This is a genomic window from Streptomyces sp. NPDC050287, from assembly GCF_044459385.1.
Lineage (GTDB): Bacteria > Actinomycetota > Actinomycetes > Streptomycetales > Streptomycetaceae > Streptomyces.
Genome location: NZ_JBITIY010000003.1, coordinates 487,837 through 505,499, shown reverse-complemented (window position 1 = coordinate 505,499; position 17,663 = coordinate 487,837). Strand labels below are relative to the sequence as shown.

General features: G+C 72.3%; 17 protein-coding genes. 8 read left to right on the top strand and 9 right to left on the bottom strand.

The window, feature by feature from the left end:
* Window positions 1-81: 81 nt before the first annotated feature.
* Window positions 82-531, bottom strand: coding sequence for a DUF5709 domain-containing protein (locus ACIBK3_RS12680; protein ID WP_399365556.1), 450 nt, complete (start codon window positions 529-531; stop codon window positions 82-84).
* Between the two features lie 278 nt (window positions 532-809).
* Here ACIBK3_RS12680 and ACIBK3_RS12675 point away from each other — a divergent pair, with 278 nt between their 5' ends.
* Window positions 810-1,577 carry an SDR family oxidoreductase gene (locus ACIBK3_RS12675; protein ID WP_399364760.1) on the top strand — a complete coding sequence of 256 codons (768 nt, stop codon included), beginning with the start codon at window positions 810-812 and terminating at the stop codon, window positions 1,575-1,577.
* An 80-nt stretch (window positions 1,578-1,657) separates the two neighbouring features.
* Here ACIBK3_RS12675 and alc read toward each other — a convergent pair whose 3' ends face one another.
* Both alc and allB read right to left on the bottom strand, forming a co-directional pair.
* Window positions 1,658-2,827: an allantoicase gene (alc, locus tag ACIBK3_RS12670; RefSeq protein ID WP_399364758.1), complete on the bottom strand. Its 1,170-nt coding sequence runs from the start codon at window positions 2,825-2,827 to the stop codon at window positions 1,658-1,660.
* Window positions 2,828-2,874: 47 nt separating this feature from the next.
* Complete coding sequence (allB, locus tag ACIBK3_RS12665) at window positions 2,875-4,212, bottom strand: allantoinase AllB (protein ID WP_399364756.1); 1,338 nt, start codon at window positions 4,210-4,212, stop codon at window positions 2,875-2,877.
* A gap of 250 nt (window positions 4,213-4,462) precedes the next feature.
* On the opposite strand from allB, the gene ACIBK3_RS12660 reads away from it, so the two are divergent.
* Window positions 4,463-5,257 carry an IclR family transcriptional regulator gene (locus ACIBK3_RS12660; protein ID WP_399364754.1) on the top strand — a complete coding sequence of 265 codons (795 nt, stop codon included), beginning with the start codon at window positions 4,463-4,465 and terminating at the stop codon, window positions 5,255-5,257.
* Window positions 5,258-5,285: 28 nt separating this feature from the next.
* Here the strand turns inward: ACIBK3_RS12660 and ACIBK3_RS12655 are convergent, their stop codons facing one another.
* Window positions 5,286-5,720 (bottom strand): DUF2809 domain-containing protein, encoded by a 435-nt coding sequence (locus ACIBK3_RS12655; RefSeq protein ID WP_399364753.1) that lies wholly within the window; start codon window positions 5,718-5,720, stop codon window positions 5,286-5,288.
* 314 nt (window positions 5,721-6,034) lie between these two features.
* Here ACIBK3_RS12655 and ACIBK3_RS12650 point away from each other — a divergent pair, with 314 nt between their 5' ends.
* Window positions 6,035-7,066: a hypothetical protein gene (locus ACIBK3_RS12650; protein WP_399364751.1), complete on the top strand. Its 1,032-nt coding sequence runs from the start codon at window positions 6,035-6,037 to the stop codon at window positions 7,064-7,066.
* A 108-nt stretch (window positions 7,067-7,174) separates the two neighbouring features.
* On the opposite strand, the gene ACIBK3_RS12645 is transcribed toward ACIBK3_RS12650, so the two are convergent.
* Entirely contained in the window at window positions 7,175-7,492 is a 318-nt protein-coding gene (locus ACIBK3_RS12645) for a DUF5955 family protein (RefSeq protein ID WP_399364749.1), read from the bottom strand.
* Window positions 7,493-7,707: 215 nt separating this feature from the next.
* On the opposite strand from ACIBK3_RS12645, the gene ACIBK3_RS12640 reads away from it, so the two are divergent.
* Together ACIBK3_RS12640 and aceB are read left to right on the top strand one after the other, a co-directional pair.
* Window positions 7,708-8,319, top strand: a complete 612-nt coding sequence (locus ACIBK3_RS12640) for an NTP transferase domain-containing protein (protein ID WP_399364748.1) — start codon at window positions 7,708-7,710, stop codon at window positions 8,317-8,319.
* Between the two features lie 214 nt (window positions 8,320-8,533).
* Window positions 8,534-10,168, top strand: a complete 1,635-nt coding sequence (gene aceB, locus ACIBK3_RS12635; RefSeq protein ID WP_399364746.1) for a malate synthase A — start codon at window positions 8,534-8,536, stop codon at window positions 10,166-10,168.
* Window positions 10,169-10,172: 4 nt separating this feature from the next.
* On the opposite strand, the gene ACIBK3_RS12630 is transcribed toward aceB, so the two are convergent.
* Genes ACIBK3_RS12630 through ACIBK3_RS12620 form a run of 3 tightly spaced genes read right to left on the bottom strand, consistent with a single transcriptional unit; the run spans window position 10,173 to window position 13,031 of the window.
* Window positions 10,173-10,484 (bottom strand): SelT/SelW/SelH family protein, encoded by a 312-nt coding sequence (locus ACIBK3_RS12630; protein ID WP_399364744.1) that lies wholly within the window; start codon window positions 10,482-10,484, stop codon window positions 10,173-10,175.
* A complete protein-coding gene (locus ACIBK3_RS12625) occupies window positions 10,481-11,395 on the bottom strand; it encodes a HipA family kinase (protein ID WP_399364742.1) in 915 nt (304 codons plus the stop codon). Before ACIBK3_RS12625 ends, ACIBK3_RS12630 begins: the two co-directional genes overlap by 4 nt.
* 19 nt (window positions 11,396-11,414) lie before the next feature.
* Window positions 11,415-13,031 (bottom strand): IucA/IucC family protein, encoded by a 1,617-nt coding sequence (locus ACIBK3_RS12620; RefSeq protein ID WP_399364740.1) that lies wholly within the window; start codon window positions 13,029-13,031, stop codon window positions 11,415-11,417.
* A 92-nt stretch (window positions 13,032-13,123) separates the two neighbouring features.
* On the opposite strand from ACIBK3_RS12620, the gene ACIBK3_RS12615 reads away from it, so the two are divergent.
* The 3 genes from ACIBK3_RS12615 to ACIBK3_RS12605 all read left to right on the top strand — a co-directional run bounded on the left by ACIBK3_RS12615 (window position 13,124) and on the right by ACIBK3_RS12605 (window position 16,859).
* A complete protein-coding gene (locus ACIBK3_RS12615) occupies window positions 13,124-14,623 on the top strand; it encodes an IucA/IucC family protein (protein WP_399364739.1) in 1,500 nt (499 codons plus the stop codon).
* 89 nt (window positions 14,624-14,712) lie between these two features.
* The gene (locus tag ACIBK3_RS12610) at window positions 14,713-16,008 is read left to right on the top strand and encodes a VWA domain-containing protein (protein ID WP_399364738.1); all 1,296 of its coding nucleotides are present in this window, start codon (window positions 14,713-14,715) and stop codon (window positions 16,006-16,008) included.
* A complete protein-coding gene (locus ACIBK3_RS12605; RefSeq protein ID WP_399364736.1) occupies window positions 16,008-16,859 on the top strand; it encodes a hypothetical protein in 852 nt (283 codons plus the stop codon). The genes ACIBK3_RS12610 and ACIBK3_RS12605 overlap by 1 nt, the downstream gene beginning before the upstream one ends.
* Window positions 16,860-17,022: 163 nt before the next feature.
* On the opposite strand, the gene ACIBK3_RS12600 is transcribed toward ACIBK3_RS12605, so the two are convergent.
* Complete coding sequence (locus ACIBK3_RS12600; protein WP_399364734.1) at window positions 17,023-17,649, bottom strand: winged helix-turn-helix transcriptional regulator; 627 nt, start codon at window positions 17,647-17,649, stop codon at window positions 17,023-17,025.
* Window positions 17,650-17,663: the final 14 nt, after the last annotated feature.

The following is a 17,663-nucleotide window of genomic DNA, read 5'->3' as shown; positions in this document are numbered from 1 at the left end:
CCTCGACTCGGCAGTCGCAGGCAGCGATCACTTGCCGTGCGCCCGTCGCCGCGCCGCCCGCGGCCCTCGGTCGTCGTCGCGTCAGCGGATCCCCGGCTCCGGAATCACGTGGATGGCCGCCTCCTCGGCGGATGCCCCGGCGCCGTCCAGCCCCATGTCGGAGGCGATCAGCTCGGATTCGGTGGTTTCGTGGCTGCCCTCGTCGGGCGCGACGAGTCGTCCGGCCCGCTCGTCGCCGACCTCGTCGTCGATGAGCTCGCCGTCGGTGTCCCAGGTGTCCCCGAGGCCGTCTCCGTCCGGGACGGCGGTGTCCGGTATCTCCTCGGAGAGGCGCTCGTCGAGAGTCTCCCCTCGCTGCCGCTCCGCCGCCGTGACGCCGGTGTGCTGTACACCCCAGGGCTTCTCCGGGGGTGAGTAGCCTTCGTCCAGGGCCTCCTCGCCGGTGCGGTAGTCCAGGGTGTCGGACGCGTCCAGCAGCCCGGCGTCGTCCTGCACCTCCGAACCGTCCGGCTGGTAGACGTCGTCACCCATCGCTTCGTCGGTCAATTGCCCTCCCTTGGTGTTCGGTTCGGTCCCGGCAGTGACGGGTGACAAGTCTTGCGGCACTGTCCTGGCACGGTCGCTCCCCCAGGGGTGATTGTGCGCTCCTGGACAAGGAGAGACGCGAATTCGGCGATGGGGGCGGGCCGGCCGGCCCGTCAGCCTTCGGGGAGTTCGAACCGGCCGACGGCGCCCGCAGCTCATCGGTGGCTGACGTCGGTGTCCGTTCGCCGCCAGCGCCTCGGGAGCGGGGTCGCTGAGATGGGTCCATGACTTCTCAAGGAACGCGGAACGCTTCTCAAGGAACCCTGGACGGCAAGGTGGCGCTGGTCACCGGCGGCAGTCGCGGCATCGGCGCGGCGACGGCCGTGCGGCTGGCCCGGGAGGGCGCGGATGTGGCCCTGACGTACGTGAACGACAAGGCGGCGGCCGAGGACGTCGTAAGGACCGTCGAGACGCTGGGGCGTCGAGCGGTGGCCCTACGGGCGGATTCCGCGGACGCACGGGAGGCGGCGGGGGCGGTCGCGCGTACGGCGGAGGCGTTCGGGGGGCGCCTGGACGTGCTGGTGAACAACGTCGGGATCGGGCTGCTCGGACCGCTGGAGAGCCTGTCGGTCGGTGATGTGGACCGGGTGCTCGCGGTGAACGTGCGCGGGGTGTTCCTGGCCTCCCAGGCGGCTGCGGGCCGGATGGGGGCGGGGGGCCGGATCATCACCGTCGGCACGTGTATGACGCAGCGGGTGCCGGGGCCCGGAGGGACGCTCTACGCGATGAGCAAGTCGGCGCTGGTCGGGCTGACGAAGGCGCTGGCGAGGGAGTTGGGGGCGCGGGGGATCACCGCGAACATCGTGCATCCCGGGCCCACCGACACGGACATGAATCCGGCGGACGGGCCGTACGCGGAGGGGCAGGCGACGATGACGGCGTTGGGGCGGTTCGGGACGGCGGAGGAGGTGGCGGGGATGATCGTCCATCTGGCAGGGTCGGAGTATGTGACGGGGAGTGAGTTCTCCGTGGACGGGGGACATGCGGCGTGATGCGGTCCTGGGGTGTGCACCCCCGCCGCCCCCGGCCCTTCTGAAGCTGCCCTGACGGCGTTCGAGGAGTGCGTCCCCACTCAGCCGCCCAGTTCCTGGTGGCGGTCCGACAGGTCCGACGCGCCCGCCTGAGTCAGGGAGCCGAACAGGCGGAGGCGGGAGATTCCGCCGTCCGGATAGATGTCCACGCGCGCGTGGGTGGCGACGGCCGGGGCCGGGAGGATGAAGCGGTGGTCGGTGTCGGGCTGGAGGCGGGTGCGGGGGAGGATCTCCGTCCAGCCGCCGGTCCCGCCGTCACCCTCAGCCCCGCCGGTCCCGCCGTCATCTCCAGTCCCGCCTGCCCCGCCGTCCCTCACCGAGACCGACGCCCAGCCCGCGCTGTTGCCCTTGAGGTACGCGGTGTCGATTTCGAGGGCACGGATCCGGGACTGGGCGACCAGGCGGTAACGGATCCAGTCGTGGCCCTGGTCGCGGCGGCGGCGCGTCTCCCAGCCGTCGTCCATCTTGCGGGAGCGGCCGGGCTGGATGGTGTTGGTGGCCGGCGAGTAGAAGAGGTTCGACGCGTCCTCGACCTGGCCGCCGTTCTCCAGGGCGACCACGTCGAAGGTGCCGAGGACCTCCAGCCACTGCGGGTCGGGTACCACCTCGCCGTACACCCGCAGGCGCGCGATGCCGCCGTCGGGGTGCTGGTTGACGCGCAGGTGCGTGACGCGCTGTTCGACGGACACCGGGAAGCCGTTCGCGGCGTGGCCGCCGACCTGGGTGCGCGGGACCAGCGTCGTCCACTCGACGTTGTCGCCCAGCAGTTCCTCCGGTGACGGGGAGCCCGGCATCGACGTGCCCTCGATCGACACGGCCTGCGGGTAGTTGCCGCGGAAGTGGGCCGTGTCCACGACGATTCCCCGGATCACGCCCGGCGCCCCGAGGCGGACCAGCGCCCAGTCGTGGTCCTCGGCCGTCGGCCAGGGATGGTCGCCGGAGGCGCCCCGGCGGCGCCGCGTCTCCCAGCCGTCCATGATCTTGCCCTTGTGCCCGAAGTGCTCAGGGTCGAACTCGGCGGGTCCGGGCAGCAGCAGGTTCTCGCGCTGGGCGAAGAACTCGTCGTTGGCGGCGATGACTCCGGCGCCGAGCTGCCGGCCGGCGAGGTCGACGTACTGGGTGAAGGGGAAGTCGGCGGTGCGGTAGTCCGCGTACGGGTCACCGCCTCCGTAGGGACTCGCGTCGCCGGTGAAGTTCAACATCGCCGTCACAGTGATCAGGTGCCTTTCGGAGGTCGGTCGCCGCGGGTACGGGTGGATCAGGCGGTGCGCGTGAGGAGCCGGCCTTTCGGCTCGGTGAACTCACCGCCCGCGGCGATCCGTTCGCCGCGCAGCCAGGTGGACTTCACCACGCCGTACAGGGTCTTGCCGGCGTACGCCGTGACCCGGTTGCGGTGCTGGAGGGCCGCCGGATCGACGGTGAACGTCTCGTCGGGGGCGAGCACCGCGAAGTCGGCGTCGCGGCCCGCCTCGATGGCGCCCTTCTGGCCGAGGCCCACGAGAGCCGCCGTACGGGCGGACATCCACTCGACCACGTCCTCCAGGCCGTGACCGCGCCGGCGCGCCTGTGTCCACACCGCTGACAGGCTCAGCTGCAGGCCGGAGATGCCGCCCCACGCCGTGGCGAAGTCGTCCGTCTTCAGGTCCGCGGTCGACGGGGAGTGATCCGTGACCACGCAGTCGATCGTGCCGTCCGCCAGGGCCTGCCACAGCAGGTCCTGGTTGGCCGACTCCCGGATGGGCGGGCAGCACTTGAACTCGCTGGCGCCGTCGGGGACTTCCTCGGCGGTGAGGGTGAGGTAGTGCGGGCAGGTCTCGACCGTGACGCGGACGCCCTCCGCCTTGGCGGCGGCGATCAGCGGCAGCGCGTCGGACGAGGAGAGGTGAAGGACGTGCACGCGCGCGTGCAGGCGTTTCGCCTGGGCGATGAGCTGGGCGATCGCCGTGTCCTCCGCGTCGCGCGGGCGGGAGGCCAGGAAGTCGGCGTACTTGGGGCCGCTGTGCCGCGGGGCCGCGTCGAGGTGACGCGGGTCCTCGGCGTGCACGATCAACAGGCCGCCGAAGGACGCGATCTCCGCGAGGGACTGGCCGAGTCGGTCCTGGTCGAGGTGCGGGAACTCGTCCACGCCGGAGGGCGACAGGAACGCCTTGAAGCCGAAGACGCCGGCCTCGTGCAGCGGGCGCAGGTCCTTGACGTTGTCGGGCAGGGCGCCGCCCCAGAAGCCGACGTCGATGTGCGCCTTGTCGGCGGCGACCTCCTTCTTCGTACGGAGGTTGTCGACCGTCGTCGTGGGCGGCAGGGAGTTGAGCGGCATGTCGACGAGGGTGGTGATGCCGCCGGCGGCCGCGGCACGGGTGGCGGTCCAGAAGCCCTCCCACTCGGTGCGGCCGGGATCGTTGACGTGCACGTGTGTGTCGACGAGGCCGGGCAGGAGGACGTCGTCGCCGAGGTCCTCCAGGCGCGCTGCGGACGGTACGTCGGCGTCGTACGGCAGTACGGCAGTGATCGTTCCCCCGGAGACCGCGACCGAGGCCGCGCGCGTCCCCTCCGGAGTGATGACGCGTGTGGAGCGCAGCACCAGTTCTACGTCGGACACCCGGGGCCCCTCTCTGCCGCCGTTAACTTCCGCGAAACGGAATTCAACGTTCTGTTGAAGGAGTCTTCACTCCCGCTCCCTCGCCGTCAAGGGCACACTGCTCCAAGGCGGCCCACACGCCCCTGCCCTGGACGTTTCCACAAAGCGGAATTAAACTTCCGACAACCAGAACGTAGCCATGCAGCAGCAGGGAGTCAACCGACTGCCGGGTAGGCTTCTGCCTTCCCGCCCGTGCCGAAAGGAACGCGCCGTGCCGACGTCCAGCGCCAGCACCACCGACTCCGCCAAGTCCGCCACCGGCGGGGTCCAGTCCCTCGAGCGTGCTTTCGATCTCCTCGAGCGGATGGCCGACGCGGGCGGCGAGGTCGGCCTGAGCGAACTCTCCGCGAGCAGCGGGCTGCCGCTGCCCACCATCCACCGCCTCATGCGCACCCTCGTGGCCTGCGGTTACGTCCGCCAGCAGGCCAACCGCCGGTACGCGCTCGGCCCGCGGCTGATCCGCCTCGGCGAGTCGTCCGCCCGTCTTCTCGGCACCTGGGCCCGCCCCCATCTCGCCCGTCTGGTCGAGGAGACCGGCGAGACGGCGAACATGGCGCTGCTGGACGGCGACGAGATCGTGTACGTCGCCCAGGTGCCGTCCAAGCACTCGATGCGCATGTTCACCGAGGTCGGCCGCCGCGTCCTGCCGCACTCCACGGGCGTCGGCAAGGCCCTGCTCGCGAACGTCCCGGACGACGAGGTGCGCGCCCTCCTCTCCCGCACCGGCATGCCCGCGGCGACGGAGAAGACGATCACCACGCCCGAGGGCTTCCTGGCCGCCCTGGAGGACGTACGCAGGACCGGCTACGCCATCGACGACAACGAGCAGGAGATCGGCGTCCGCTGCCTCGCGGTCTCCGTCCCCGACTCCCCCACCGCGGCGGCCATCTCGATCTCGGGTCCGGCGGGCCGGGTGACGGAGGCGGCGACGGAGAAGATCGTGCCGGTTCTGCAGCAGGTGGCGACGGAACTGTCCCGGGCACTGGCGACCCAGAACCCGGCGTGACGCGGTGACGGCCTCACAGGCGCCCGCATCAACTGGGCCCTGTGGGCCGACGTGCCGGGTAGGGGCCCACCGCGGTGTGGACGAGCCAGCCCGCCGCCGCACCGACCGCGTACCAGAACAGGTCGGGTGCGTTGAAGGTGGAACCGAGCACGAGGCGGGTGACCTCGCTGCGCTGGGACAGCTCCGCCGGCACCTCGCTGAGCTGTAGGAACTCGATCCCCCAACTGACGGCCAGTGCGCTTCCGGCGGCCGTCAGGGGCGTCACTCGCGGCGCCACCAGAACGACAAGGGCGAGAAGCAGGACGGTGTACAGCGCGTCTCCGCCGTACTTGGCCAGGCTTCCCTCGGCCACTGCCCTGAGCCCCAGCCCCGCGCCGACGGTCACCGCTGCGGCCACGGCCGCCGCACGACGGATACGCGCCGGTTCGACGGCGCGGTCATTGGTTCCGGGGATGAGGCGCACAGGGGCATACTGCCGGACGTCCGATGCTCGCGGCGGAGCAGACCGCAGACCGCAGACCGCAGACCGCAGACCGCAGACCGCACAGGAACGTCCGGACGTCCCCCGTTGGTTCGGTGTGGGTGCGGGTGACAGCGAGGCTGTCGGTGATGGCCGCGCGGACCCAGGGCCGGTGATCTCTGCTGCCTTACGCAGTACGAGTGAATAAGCCGATTGCTCAGTTGGGGGCAGGTGGCGAGTCCTCTACGGTCTCTGAATGGATCCCAGGGCTGCGGGAAAGGCCCTGCGGGCGGGGGACCGGGGGAAAGGCGCACCTGATGACGGGGTTGGGGAAGTCGCCGGGCGTGCTCACGGTCCCGGCGGACCGCCGCCGTCGGACCGGGGCGTGGGCCTGGGGTGCGGTGGGCGTGGCCTGTCTCGTGGGAACGGCGCTGACTTTCAGCGGGCCGTGGGTGGCCGGGAACGCGGCGGCGCGGATGGTGGCTTCCGGGCCGTCCACCGGTTGCTGGGGGTTGGCGGCCTCACTGCTGCTCCGCGCGTGCGGGGCGAGCGGACGGGTGCGGACGCGTCTGCTGCTGTTGGGGGGTTCGGCGGTAGCCGGGGGTCTTTACCGGGGGACGGTCAACCTGCTGTCGGTTCACCCCCCGGGTTCGGGACGGGACGAGCGATCGCTGCTCGGTTCGGTGCTGGTCACCGGAGTGACGCTGGCGGTCGGCCTGGCGATGGCCGGTCTGGTGGTCGCGGCCGACGCCGGCAATGGCCGGCATGTGTTGCTGCGACGCGTGCTTGACGGGGTCGTCACAGCCGGGGCCGTGTTCATGACGGGATGGGTACTGCTGCGGGGGGCCAGTGACGGCTGGCGACTGGGGACGGGGATGGTCGGTGTCCTGTGGACCGCGGAGGTCGTGTTCCTCAGTTTTCTGTTCGCACTGCGCCGTCTCGTACGGAGTGAGCAGAGAATCACCTTGTGGGTGGGGATCGTCGGGCTGTCCCTCGTAGTGATCGGCGACACCCTGCGACTGTGGACGGTCGGCCCGCACGGCCCTGAGGCGATGTCCTCTCAGCTGGTCGACACCTGCACTACCGCGGGCCTGCTGGTGGTCGCTGTCGGCCCTTGGCTGTCCGGCGGAGCGAGCGTCCTGGGCACTGCTCAGCCGACGTTGCGGTGGGGGATAGACGGTGCGGCGGCGTTCATTCCCCTGACGGTCTGCACGGTCACGGCGCTGGGATATGTGTTGGCTCCTCCCGGCCGTGACCCGGTGCCGCTGCTGGTCGGTGGGACGGCGCTGCTGAGCCTCTGGGCACGCCAGACGTTCCTGCCGAGCGAGAACACCGGACACGACGACTGAGTCCTCGTGCGGCCGGCCTCCCTGCCGCGGCTGCTTTGCCGGTCCGCCCAACACCCCGCCCGGAGCGGGCCGCGGAGGGCTTCTGACCTCGCGGCGGCTCCCGGGCTCCTAGCCCCGCCCCCGCGGGGACTCCTGCCCCCGCCCGCGCGGCGGTTCCCCGAACCGATCCACCGCGTCGCGCACCTCCGACAGGCCCCGCGCCAGCGCGCTGACGGAGCCGATCGCCCCGGCGATCAGCAGCAGCGAACGGCGCAGGCGCGAGATCTCGGGCGTCCCGCCGTTCGCCATCGCGGCCAGCGCGGCGAGTTCGTCCTCCGCGACGGCGCGGTCGGGAAACTCGGCGGGATGCGCGGCGAGTTCGCGGCGCAGCCGGGACACCGCGGCCCGCAGCCCCGCCACTCTGCTGTCCTCTTCGCTGCCCGTCACCGACCTCGGCCCCAAGCTCCGCAACACAGCTCTCCCCCTCGCACCGCTGTTGTGCGCCCGCACACCCTCACCCCTTCGGGCGCTCCCCTGAGCGCTGGTGAGCGCCGGGGACGCGGGTCAGTAAACGCCACCCGATGGCGGGCGCGCCACCACAAGGACGGAAATTCAGCCCTTCGAAACCCGGCACCCGTCCGGGAGTCAGGTATGCAGGACGCATGACGGACAACGAACGGGAGAACGAACAGCGCACGGCCGGGCTGCTTCTCGCGGCCGGCGGCGGCCGGCGGCTCGGCGGACGTCCCAAGGCCCTGCTGCCGCACCGGGGGCGACCCCTGGTCGAGTACGCGGTCGGCGTCCTGCGCGCGGCCGGCTGCACCCGCGTCCACGTGGTCCTCGGAGCCGCCGCCGGCGCCGTACGGGAACAGGCGCGGCTCGGTGACTGTGTGCTCGTGGAGAATCCCGACTGGGCCGACGGCATGGGCTCGTCGCTGCGGGCCGGGCTCGACTCGCTCGCCGGGACGGGGGCGCGGGCCGCGCTGGTCTCGCTCGTCGACCAGCCCGGTATCGGGGCGGAGGCGGTGGCCCGGGTGCTCGCCGCCGGGCAGGACGAGATGTCGCTGGTCTCGGCCGCCTACGACGGTGTGCGAGGGCATCCCGTGCTGCTCGGCGCCGCGCACTGGGCGGGCATCGCCGCGACTGCGACCGGCGATCGGGGGGCACGCGCCTATCTGAAGGCGCACGAGGAGGACATCACGCTCGTCGAGTGCGGGGACGTGGCGCGGCCGTACGACATCGACACCGTGGCGGACCTGGCGCACCTTCAGTGAGTGCGGGCGCACCGAGCGCCCCCGTTGGCTCGACGCGGAGATTCTCGACATCAACAAACCATTGAAGTTCCACGATGAGGAAACTAGTATCCACTTTCAGCCGCACGCGGGGTCGTTCCCCGAATGCCGGCGCTCGGGAGCCGTCCTGAGTGCCTCCGCCCCACCCGGGTCGACCGGCACCCGGTGCCAAGCTCGCTGAAGGAAGTGACCGCTCATGTCCGCACCAGCGCCGTCCCCGCTGGCCATCGTCGACGCCGAGCCCCTGCCGCGGCAGGAGGAGGTTCTCACCGAGGCGGCCCTCGCCTTCGTGGCCGAGCTGCACCGCCGGTTCACGCCCCGGCGCGACGAGCTCCTCGCCCGCCGTACCGAGCGCCGTGCCGAGATCGCCCGCACCTCCACGCTCGACTTCCTCCCGGAGACGGCCGCGATCCGCGCCGACGACTCCTGGAAGGTGGCCACCTGTCCCCCGGCCCTGAACGACCGCCGGGTCGAGATCACCGGCCCCACCGACCGCAAGATGACCATCAACGCCCTCAACTCGGGCGCCAGGGTCTGGCTCGCCGACTTCGAGGACGCCTCGGCACCGACCTGGGAGAACGTGGTCCTCGGCCAGGTCAACCTGATGGACGCCTACACCCGCGCCATCGACTTCACGGACCCGGCGAGCGGCAAGTCGTACGCCCTGCGCCCGGACGAGGAGCTGGCGACAGTCGTCATGCGCCCCCGCGGCTGGCACCTGAACGAGCGGCACCTCGTCGCCGCCGACGGTACTCAGGTCCCCGGCGCCCTGGTCGATTTCGGCCTGTACTTCTTCCACAACGCCCAGCGGCTGCTCGACCTCGGCAAGGGTCCGTACTTCTACCTCCCGAAGACGGAGTCGCACCTGGAGGCCCGCCTCTGGAACGACGTGTTCGTCTTCGCACAGGACTACACCGGCATCCCGCAGGGCACCATCCGCGCCACCGTCCTCATCGAGACGATCACGGCGGCCTACGAGATGGAGGAGATCCTCTACGAACTCCGCGACCACGCCTCCGGGTTGAACGCGGGCCGCTGGGACTACCTGTTCTCCATCGTCAAGAACTTCCGTGACGGCGGGCCGAAGTTCGTGCTGCCGGACCGCAACGCGGTGACGATGACGGCCCCGTTCATGCGCGCGTACACCGAACTCCTCGTCCGCACCTGCCACAAGCGGGGCGCGCACGCGATCGGCGGTATGGCCGCGTTCATCCCCTCGCGGCGGGACGCCGAGGTGAACAAGGTCGCCTTCGAGAAGGTGCGCGCGGACAAGGACCGCGAGGCGAACGACGGCTTCGACGGCTCCTGGGTCGCCCACCCCGACCTGGTGCCGATCGCCATGGAGTCCTTCGACAAGGTCCTCGGCGACAGGCCGAACCAGAAGGACCGCCTCCGCGAGGACGTCGACGTCGAGGCGGCCGACCTCATCGCCGTCGACTCGCTGGAGGCCAGGCCGACGTACGACGGTCTCGTCAACGCCGTGCAGGTGGGCATCCGGTACATCGAGGCCTGGCTGCGGGGCATGGGCGCGGTCGCCATCTTCAACCTGATGGAGGACGCGGCCACCGCCGAGATCTCCCGCTCGCAGATCTGGCAGTGGATCAACGCGGGCGTCGAGTTCGAGCACGACGGGAAGACGGTGCGCGCCACCGCGGAGCTGGCCCGCGAGATCGCCGCCGAGGAACTGCGGAACATCCGCGCGGAACTCGGCGAGGAGGCCTTCGCGGCCGGTCACTGGCAGCAGGCCCACGACCTGCTCCTGGAGGTCTCCCTCGACCAGGACTACGCGGACTTCCTCACGCTGCCGGCGTACGAGCGGCTGAGGGGCTGACGGCTCACCCGGAACGGTCCGCGTGGCCCAGGGACTTCTCCGGGGCCACGCGGTCCCGTACGGCCTGCTTCACGGCCGTCGGCTCCGGGAAGCCCTGCTCGCGGCGGTCCCAGACGACCTCGTCGTTCACGCGGACGACGAAGACACCGCCCTTGCCGGGCTTCAGGGCCAGTTCCGTCAGCTCGGTCTCGAAGGTCGTCAGCAGTTCCTGGGCCAGCCAGGCGGCGCGCGGCAGCCAGCGGCACTGGGTGCAGTACTCGATCTCGACCCGCTGAACCTCCGGCTCGACCCGCTGAACATCCGGCTGAGCTGTCATCCGAGGTGCACCGACCAATCCTGTTCCGCGTCCGGCTTGCCGTGCAGGTCGGGGACCCGCTTGAGCCAGGCCGGCCGTCCTTGCTGGGTGCGCGCCGCCCGGAGGGCCTCCTCGGCGGCGAGTTCCTCCCGCGTGGGGAAGTTCGTGGGGAGCCAGGCGGCGGAGGCCCGTACGCGCGCGTGGAGGTAGTCCACGTACGCCGCGCGGACGTCGTCCGGGGTCGCGAAGCCCTCCTCGGCCGCCAGCCACGCGTCCGGCACCTCGGCCGTGATGGCCCGCAGCAGCTCCCGTGTGACCTTGGGCGCCAGCTCGGCGTCGGCGGCCCGTACGTCGGGCGCGTAGTGGCCGAGGGCGTGGTGGCGGAAGTCGTACGCCTTCTCCGGGTCGGAGGCGTCCCAGCGGTGGTGGAAGACGAGGGCGGCACCGTGGTCGATCAGCCACAGGCGCGGGGGCGCGACGCCGAGGGTCGGCCAGACCATCAGGTTGGAGCTGTGGACCGTACGGTCGACGTTGACGGTCAGGGCGTCGAGCCAGACGATCCGGCCCGCCTCCAGCGGATCGACCGGGAAGGTCCTGGCGACCTCGGGCGTGAAGTCCCCGGCGCCCGGCAGGTAGTCCATACCGAGGTTGAGGCCCGCGCTCGCGCCGTGCAGCTCCCGCACCTCCTGGTGGGGCTCTCCGTCGGCGATCGCCGGGTCGAAGTGCACCAGGACCAGTTCGGGGAAGCGCAGCCCCAAGGCGCGGGCCAGCTCACCCACGATCACCTCGGCGACCAGCGCCTTCCTGCCCTGCGCGGAGCCGGTGAACTTGACGACGTACGTGCCCAGGTCGTCGGCCTCGACGACTCCGGGTACGGAGCCACCGGACCGCAGCGGGGTCACGTATCGAACGGCAGTCACATCGCGCAGCACCCGGCCAGAGTAGTTCAGATCATGTACCGGCCAGCGGGTTGGGCAGAGGCAGGTAGCGGGCGTCCGCGCCGTCCGCGCCGGTCCAGCGCAGCAGCAGGTTCGTCTTGCCGGGCAGGGTGGGCGCGGTGAGCAGGGCGGCGATCTCGGGGAGGTCGTGCCGGGACAGTTCGCGGCGGACGGCGGGCCAGGGGTCGAGGCCCGGCCGGCGTTCGGCGAGGGCCGCGGCGACCTCGGCGAGGTGGTTGACGACCAGGCAGTACACCAGCCGCTCCCAGCCGGCCGCGCGGGACACCTCCGGCAGCAGCTTGACGCCCTCGGCGTCCCGGAACAGCGCCTGCACGGGCGTCCCGTCGGCGTCGACGGCCACCAGCGTGTTCTGCAGATGCGCTTCGAGTACGACACCGTGGTCGGCGAAGGCCGCCAGTGCGGGCGGCACCACCTGGGCCAGATACGCCTCCCACCAGGCCGCCGGGTCCTTCGCCCCGTCGAGCGGGCTGCCGTCGAAGCCCTCGACCAGTCCGGCGGCGAGCAGCGGGGTCGCACCGGGCCGCAGATGGGCGCGCAGTCCGTCGCGGACGAGGACGGCGAGCTCCTCGAAGGCGAAGTCGGCGGTGCGGTAGCCGGTGTCGCTCAGCCAGGCCGCCGGGCCCTCGATCGCGGCGAAGGCGGCACGGACCGCCGAGTCCGTGCGGCGCAGTTTCAGCAGGTCGTGCCGCCACAGCCGGCGGATGTCGTTGGTGATGCGGACATCGAGGCTGAACTTCAGGAAGAGGTCGCGGTCGGGGCAGGATCCGGACGCGCACTCGGGGACGTACAGCGTGCGGATCGCCGCCGTCGGCCAGGTCTCGAAGCCGGTCGTGCCCAGTCGGATCAGGCGGCCGTCGGCGAACGCCTGCCCGAGGTCGACCAGGTCGAGCTGCCAGGGGTGGGCGGGCAGCAGCCGGTAGCCGGGCGGGGCCTCGCCCAGGGTGTCGAGCGCCGAGGTGTCGCCCTCCTCGACGACCGTGTCCTCCCGCAGCCCGAGCAGGACCAGCGGGAAACGGGCGTGCGCCTCGGGGGCGTAGGGCAGCCAGCCGGCGACGGGGCCGCCGCCGCGGGCCTTGGGCGCCGGGTGGTGGGGGTGGCCGGTGAGGAGGGACTGCTCGGAGCGCGGATACGGGTCCTCGGGCGGCGTGGCACGCGCGCGGGCGGTGAGCAGCGCGGCGACCGCGTCCCGGCTGTCGATCATCTCGGCGGGCAGGTCGGGATTGGACAGCCCGGTGTGCCGGACCAGTTCCTCGGCGACGAGCTTGACCAGTTCGGGGTGGCCGACGCGCCGCCAGCCGCCGTCCCACCGGACCTCGGGCTCGGCGGGCCGCCGTTCCCCTCGCACCCGCAGCAGCCTGCCGCCGGGCAGCCGGTACACCCGGCGTCCGGCGTCGTCGCCGTCACCGTCACCGTCACCGTCGCCAGGTTGCGGGAGCGGCTCGGCCACCTCCCTCAGCAGGCAGTTCAGGAGGGGCGCCGCCGCGTAGGCGTCGGCGCGGGCCTCGACGTCGTCGCGCGGCACGGCGTGGATGGCGGCGGGCTGCGCGTCGCCGGCGTCGGGCGGGGGCACATCGGAGGCGGGCGGGGGGTAGGGATCCACGCGTTCCACTCGTTCTCTGCGTTCCGTTCGGGCGGAGACGATCAGTATGTCTGTCGACACCACCCGTCGTGACATCCGATGCGTACCCGAGGAGCCCGACCGTGCACCGTCCCCCCACCGCCGAGGCCGAGGTCGCCGGCGAGCTGGCCGCCGTACGCCCCGGCCTCGTGCCCCGGTACGCGGCCGAGCTGCCCGGTGCCCGCGCGGCCGTGCTGACCCGGCTGTGGCGGGCGCTCGCCCACGAGCCGCTGCCCTGGGTCATCTCCCGCACGGCCGGCCCGGACGGGCTCACCCTGCGCCTGGCGGACGGCCGCCGGCTGCACGGCCCGCGCCCGGACCCGTACGCCACCGCCGCGTACGTCACGGAGGTACGGCTCGACGAGACGGCGTACGACCATCCGGCGCCGCTGATGGCCGGCCTCGGTGTACCGCACGGGACGGACTTCGCCGCCGAGCTCGATCACAGTGTCGCCTCGCTGGCGCTGTCGCGGGCCGGGGCGCCGGCGCACTCGGCGCAGTGGCCGGAGCGGGAATGGGAGTGGGAGCAGCGGGTGGTCGACGGGCATCCGTTCCATCCCGGCTGCCGTTCCCGGCCCGGCTTCTCGGTGGCCGAGCAGCTCGCCTACGGGCCCGAACACGGGCCGGTGGTGCGGCTGGGGCTGCTGCCGGTGCCGGTCGGCGAGTGCCTGGTGACGGGCGCCTGGCCGGACGAACTGCGGGACGGGGAACGGCTGTTGGTGCCGGTGCATCCCTGGCAGGCGGAGCATGTGCTGAAGCGGACGTGCGAGACGGGGCTCGACGCACACCCGCTGATGTCCTTGCGCACCCTCGCCCAGCCCGGCGGGCCCCACATCAAGACCGCGCTCAGCGCCCGGCTGACGTCGTCGGTGCGGGACATCTCCGGGTACTCGATCGCGCTGTCCGCGACCCTGTCGGCGTTCGCGCGGACACTGGCCGGCCGCCTGGACGGCCTGCTGCACGTGACCCGCACCCTCGGCGCGGCCACCGCCGGCTCACCTGACCTGGCGGCAGTGTCGAGGGAATCCCCGCAGGCCTGCGTGACACCGGGCAGCGGTGAGCGGGTGGTGCCGGTGGCCGCGCTCGCCACCACCGCTCTGCCGGACTCCCCCGCCTGGCTGGCCGACCTCGCGCGGCTCGCCCTCACCGTCGGCCTGCGGCTGCTGGACCTGGGCGTGGCGCTGGAGGCGCACGGGCAGAACCTGCTGGTCGTCCTGTCCGCGTCCGGCGCCCCGCTGCGGCTGGTCTACCGGGACCTCGCGGACATCCGGGTGAGCCCGGCCCGGCTGGCCCGGCACGGCATCCCGGTGCCCGAGCTGACCGGCCGGATCGTCACCGACGACGAAACAGCCCTGCGGCGCAAGCTGTTCGGGTCGCTGGTCGCGGGCGCCCTCGCCGGTACGGCGGGTTCGGCGGCGGCGCTGCGGGGGGCGCTGGAGACGGCCGTACCGGATCTGCCGCGCACGCCCGACCTCGTGGCACTCCTCGAACAGCCGCTGCCCACGAAGGCGTTGACGTTGATGCGACTGTCGCCGGGGACACCCGGGGACCAGTGGACCGAGCTGCCCAACCCCCTGCTCTGAGCGGCCGTCCGGGAGCCTTTGAGCGGCCGTCCGGGAGCCTTTGAGCGGCCGTTTTGGAGCCTGGTACCGCTGATCAATAAGATCCGCCGATGATCACAAGTAAACGGCTGACGGCGGGAGTCTGCGCCCTGCTCGCCGCCCTGACGGCCGGGATCGCCTTCCCGACCGCGGCGGTCGCCGGTGAACCCACCGGCGAGAGGGCGCCCAAGGTCGACCTCGTCGTCGATGTGAGCGGTTCCATGCGGACCCGGGACATGGACGGCGGCACCCGGATGGCCGCCGCGAAGCAGGCCTTCAACGAGGTGCTGGACGCGACCCCCGAGGAGGTCCAGCTCGGTATCCGCACCCTCGGCGCCGACTACCCCGGCGACGACCGGAAGACGGGCTGCAAGGACACCGCGCAGCTCTACCCGGTCGGCCCGCTGGACCGTACCGAGGCGAAGACGGCGGTGGCGACCCTCTCCCCCACCGGCTGGACACCGATCGGCCCGGCGCTGCTGAAGGCGGCCGACGACCTCGACAGCGGCGACGGCGGCGCCGGCTCGAAGCGGATCGTGCTGATCAGCGACGGGGAGGACACCTGCGCCCCGCTCGACCCGTGCGAGGTGGCCCGCGAGATCGCCGCCAAGGGCATCGGGCTGACCATCGACACCCTCGGCCTGGTCCCCAACGCCAAGATGCGGCAGCAGCTCAGCTGTATCGCGGAGGCGACCGGCGGGACGTACACCTCGGTGGAGCACACCGACGAACTCACCGACCGCGTCAACCAGTTGGTGGACCGGGCGGCCGACCCGGTGGTGACGCCGGTGGCCACGGCAGGCGCGACGGAGTGCGCCAAGGCGCCCACCCTGAAGTCGGGGCTGTACACGGACCGCGAGGAGTTCGGGCAGCAGCGCTGGTATCGCGTGGAGGTGCCGGCGGGCCGGGAACTGCGCGCATCGGTGAGCGTGGCGGCGGACCGGGCCGTCGGCCCCTCCTACGGGGCGCTGCTGCGGGCCGTCACCGTGCACGGCCGCGAGATCGTGCGCGGGGAGACCGCGGGCAACGGGCGCACGGACGTCCTCTCCACCGGGCTGCGCTACCCGAAGCCCGAACGGGACGACGACGACAGCGACGGCGACGGCGACAAACCGGCCGCCGAGATCGTCTGCCTCCAGGTCACCAACTCCTTCACGCCGGCCTCCGGGGTGAAGACCACGCCCGGTCTGCCGCTGGAGCTGACCGTGGACGTGGTCGACGGTCCGTCCAACGCCGGCGACGTGGCCTCCTTCGGCCTCGGACGCGGCTGGTGGCTGCTCGGCGCGCTGATCCTCACCGGCTTCCTCGCCGGTCTCGTCTGGGGCTGGCTGTCGCGCTGGCGGCTCGCGGTCTGGAGGACCAACTGATGCGAATCCACCCGATTCCCAGCCGACTGAAGCCGATCACACGCGTCTTGAGCGCCTCCTTGCTGATGCTCGGTCTGGCCGCGACTCCGGCGGTCGCCGACTCCTCGCCGTCGCCGAGCGCGTCCGGCGACGGTGCGGCACCCGCCGCGGCGGGCACGTCGTTCCGTACGGCGACCGAGATCGAGCAGGGGCAGACGGCCACGGCGAACGGCTCGGCGGGCGACTACCTGTACTGGTCGTTCCCGGCGGACGCCGGACAGCGCCCCACCGTGAAGGCGACGGTGAAGCTGCCCGGGACACACGCCGCCGAGACCTGGCAGGTCGACGTGTACGACGGTCTGCGCCGGCGCCAGTCCTGCCAGTACGGCGCGCAGACCCGCACCGCCGCCGCGGGCGCCGCCTCCGTGGAGCTGACCTGCGTCCTGCGCACGGTCCGCGCCTGGTCGGAGCAGTGGGCCAACGACCCGCTGCCCGGCACGTACTACGTCCGGCTGACGGTCGTCGGCCTCACCACGGGCGACCTGGGCCTCCCGGTCGACACGGAACTGCGGGTCGACTCCAAGAACATCGGCGGTGCGGCGGCGGTGGACGGTTCACTGGCCGAGCCGCTGGTGCCGGGGATCGCGGTCAGGTCGGAAGCATCGGAGGCGAAAGGGTCCGAGTCGGGCGATTCGTCGGACTCCGCCGTGCTGTCCAGCATCGAGCCGGACGACGGCTGGTCATCCGGCTGGTGGTCCGACCGGTGGGTGTGGACCGCGGTCGGCGGGGTGCTGGCCGCGCTCGCGGGCATCGGCGGGTACGCCCTGACACGGGGGTCGGGGCGGCCGTCGCGGGTGCCGCCGGGGACCTGACGGGGCGTCAAGGGCCCGCCGCACTACAGGGGTGCGGCGGGCCTTCGCCTTTCAGTCCACCCGTAGGTCCCTGTGCGGACCCGCAGGACCCGCACGACCCGCAGGACCCGCACGACCCGCAGGACCCGCAGGACCCGCAGGACCCGCAGGACCCGTAAGGCTGTCAGCTCTCCCGCAGGGCCTTCGCCAGCGTCCCGTCACCTGTCACCTCGATACGCCCCGCCCGCACCGCGTCGGCCACGCTCATCTCCCCCCGCCCGACCTCCAGACAGGTGCCGGTGTCCATCACCAGCCGGGCGTCGGGCTCCCCCGGGGCGGGCCCGTCGCCGTACACGGGCCCCTCCTCGGAGCCGACGTACAGATGGAAGTCGCCTTCCTCCAGCCGCACTTCGACGAGTGCCTCGCCTTCCAGCGACCGCAGCAGCGGCAGCGCGAACCAGTGCGCCCGTACGGCGTCGGTGGGCCGTCGCTCGCCCAGCTCGGCCTGCCCCCACTGGCCCAGCGCCTGGAGCACGGGCAGCAACTCCCGTCCCCGGGGGGTGAGTTCGTAGACGTAGGCGGCCCCCGGCGGCGGCAGCCGGCGTCGCGATGTCAGCCCGTCGCGCTCCATGTCCTTCAGCCGGGAGGCGAGGACGTCGGTGCTCACGCCGGGCAGGTCGGCGTGCAGGTCGGTGTAGCGACGCGGACCGGCGAGCAGCTCACGGACGATCAGCAGGGTCCAGCGGTCGCCGACGACGTCGAGCGCCCGGGCGGCGGAACAGTACTGGTCGTAGCTTCGGCGAGGTGACATGCGACGCAGTCTAG

Coding starts and splice junctions, on each gene's coding strand:
- ACIBK3_RS12680 (WP_399365556.1), bottom strand. CDS start 531: ATGGGTGACGACGTCTACCAGCCGGACGGTTCGGAGGTGCAGGACGAC.
- ACIBK3_RS12675 (WP_399364760.1), top strand. CDS start 810: ATGACTTCTCAAGGAACGCGGAACGCTTCTCAAGGAACCCTGGACGGC.
- ACIBK3_RS12650 (WP_399364751.1), top strand. CDS start 6,035: ATGACGGGGTTGGGGAAGTCGCCGGGCGTGCTCACGGTCCCGGCGGAC.
- ACIBK3_RS12640 (WP_399364748.1), top strand. CDS start 7,708: ATGACGGACAACGAACGGGAGAACGAACAGCGCACGGCCGGGCTGCTT.
- aceB (WP_399364746.1), top strand. CDS start 8,534: ATGTCCGCACCAGCGCCGTCCCCGCTGGCCATCGTCGACGCCGAGCCC.
- ACIBK3_RS12630 (WP_399364744.1), bottom strand. CDS start 10,484: ATGACAGCTCAGCCGGATGTTCAGCGGGTCGAGCCGGAGGTTCAGCGG.
- ACIBK3_RS12610 (WP_399364738.1), top strand. CDS start 14,713: ATGATCACAAGTAAACGGCTGACGGCGGGAGTCTGCGCCCTGCTCGCC.
- ACIBK3_RS12605 (WP_399364736.1), top strand. CDS start 16,008: ATGCGAATCCACCCGATTCCCAGCCGACTGAAGCCGATCACACGCGTC.
- ACIBK3_RS12600 (WP_399364734.1), bottom strand. CDS start 17,649: ATGTCACCTCGCCGAAGCTACGACCAGTACTGTTCCGCCGCCCGGGCG.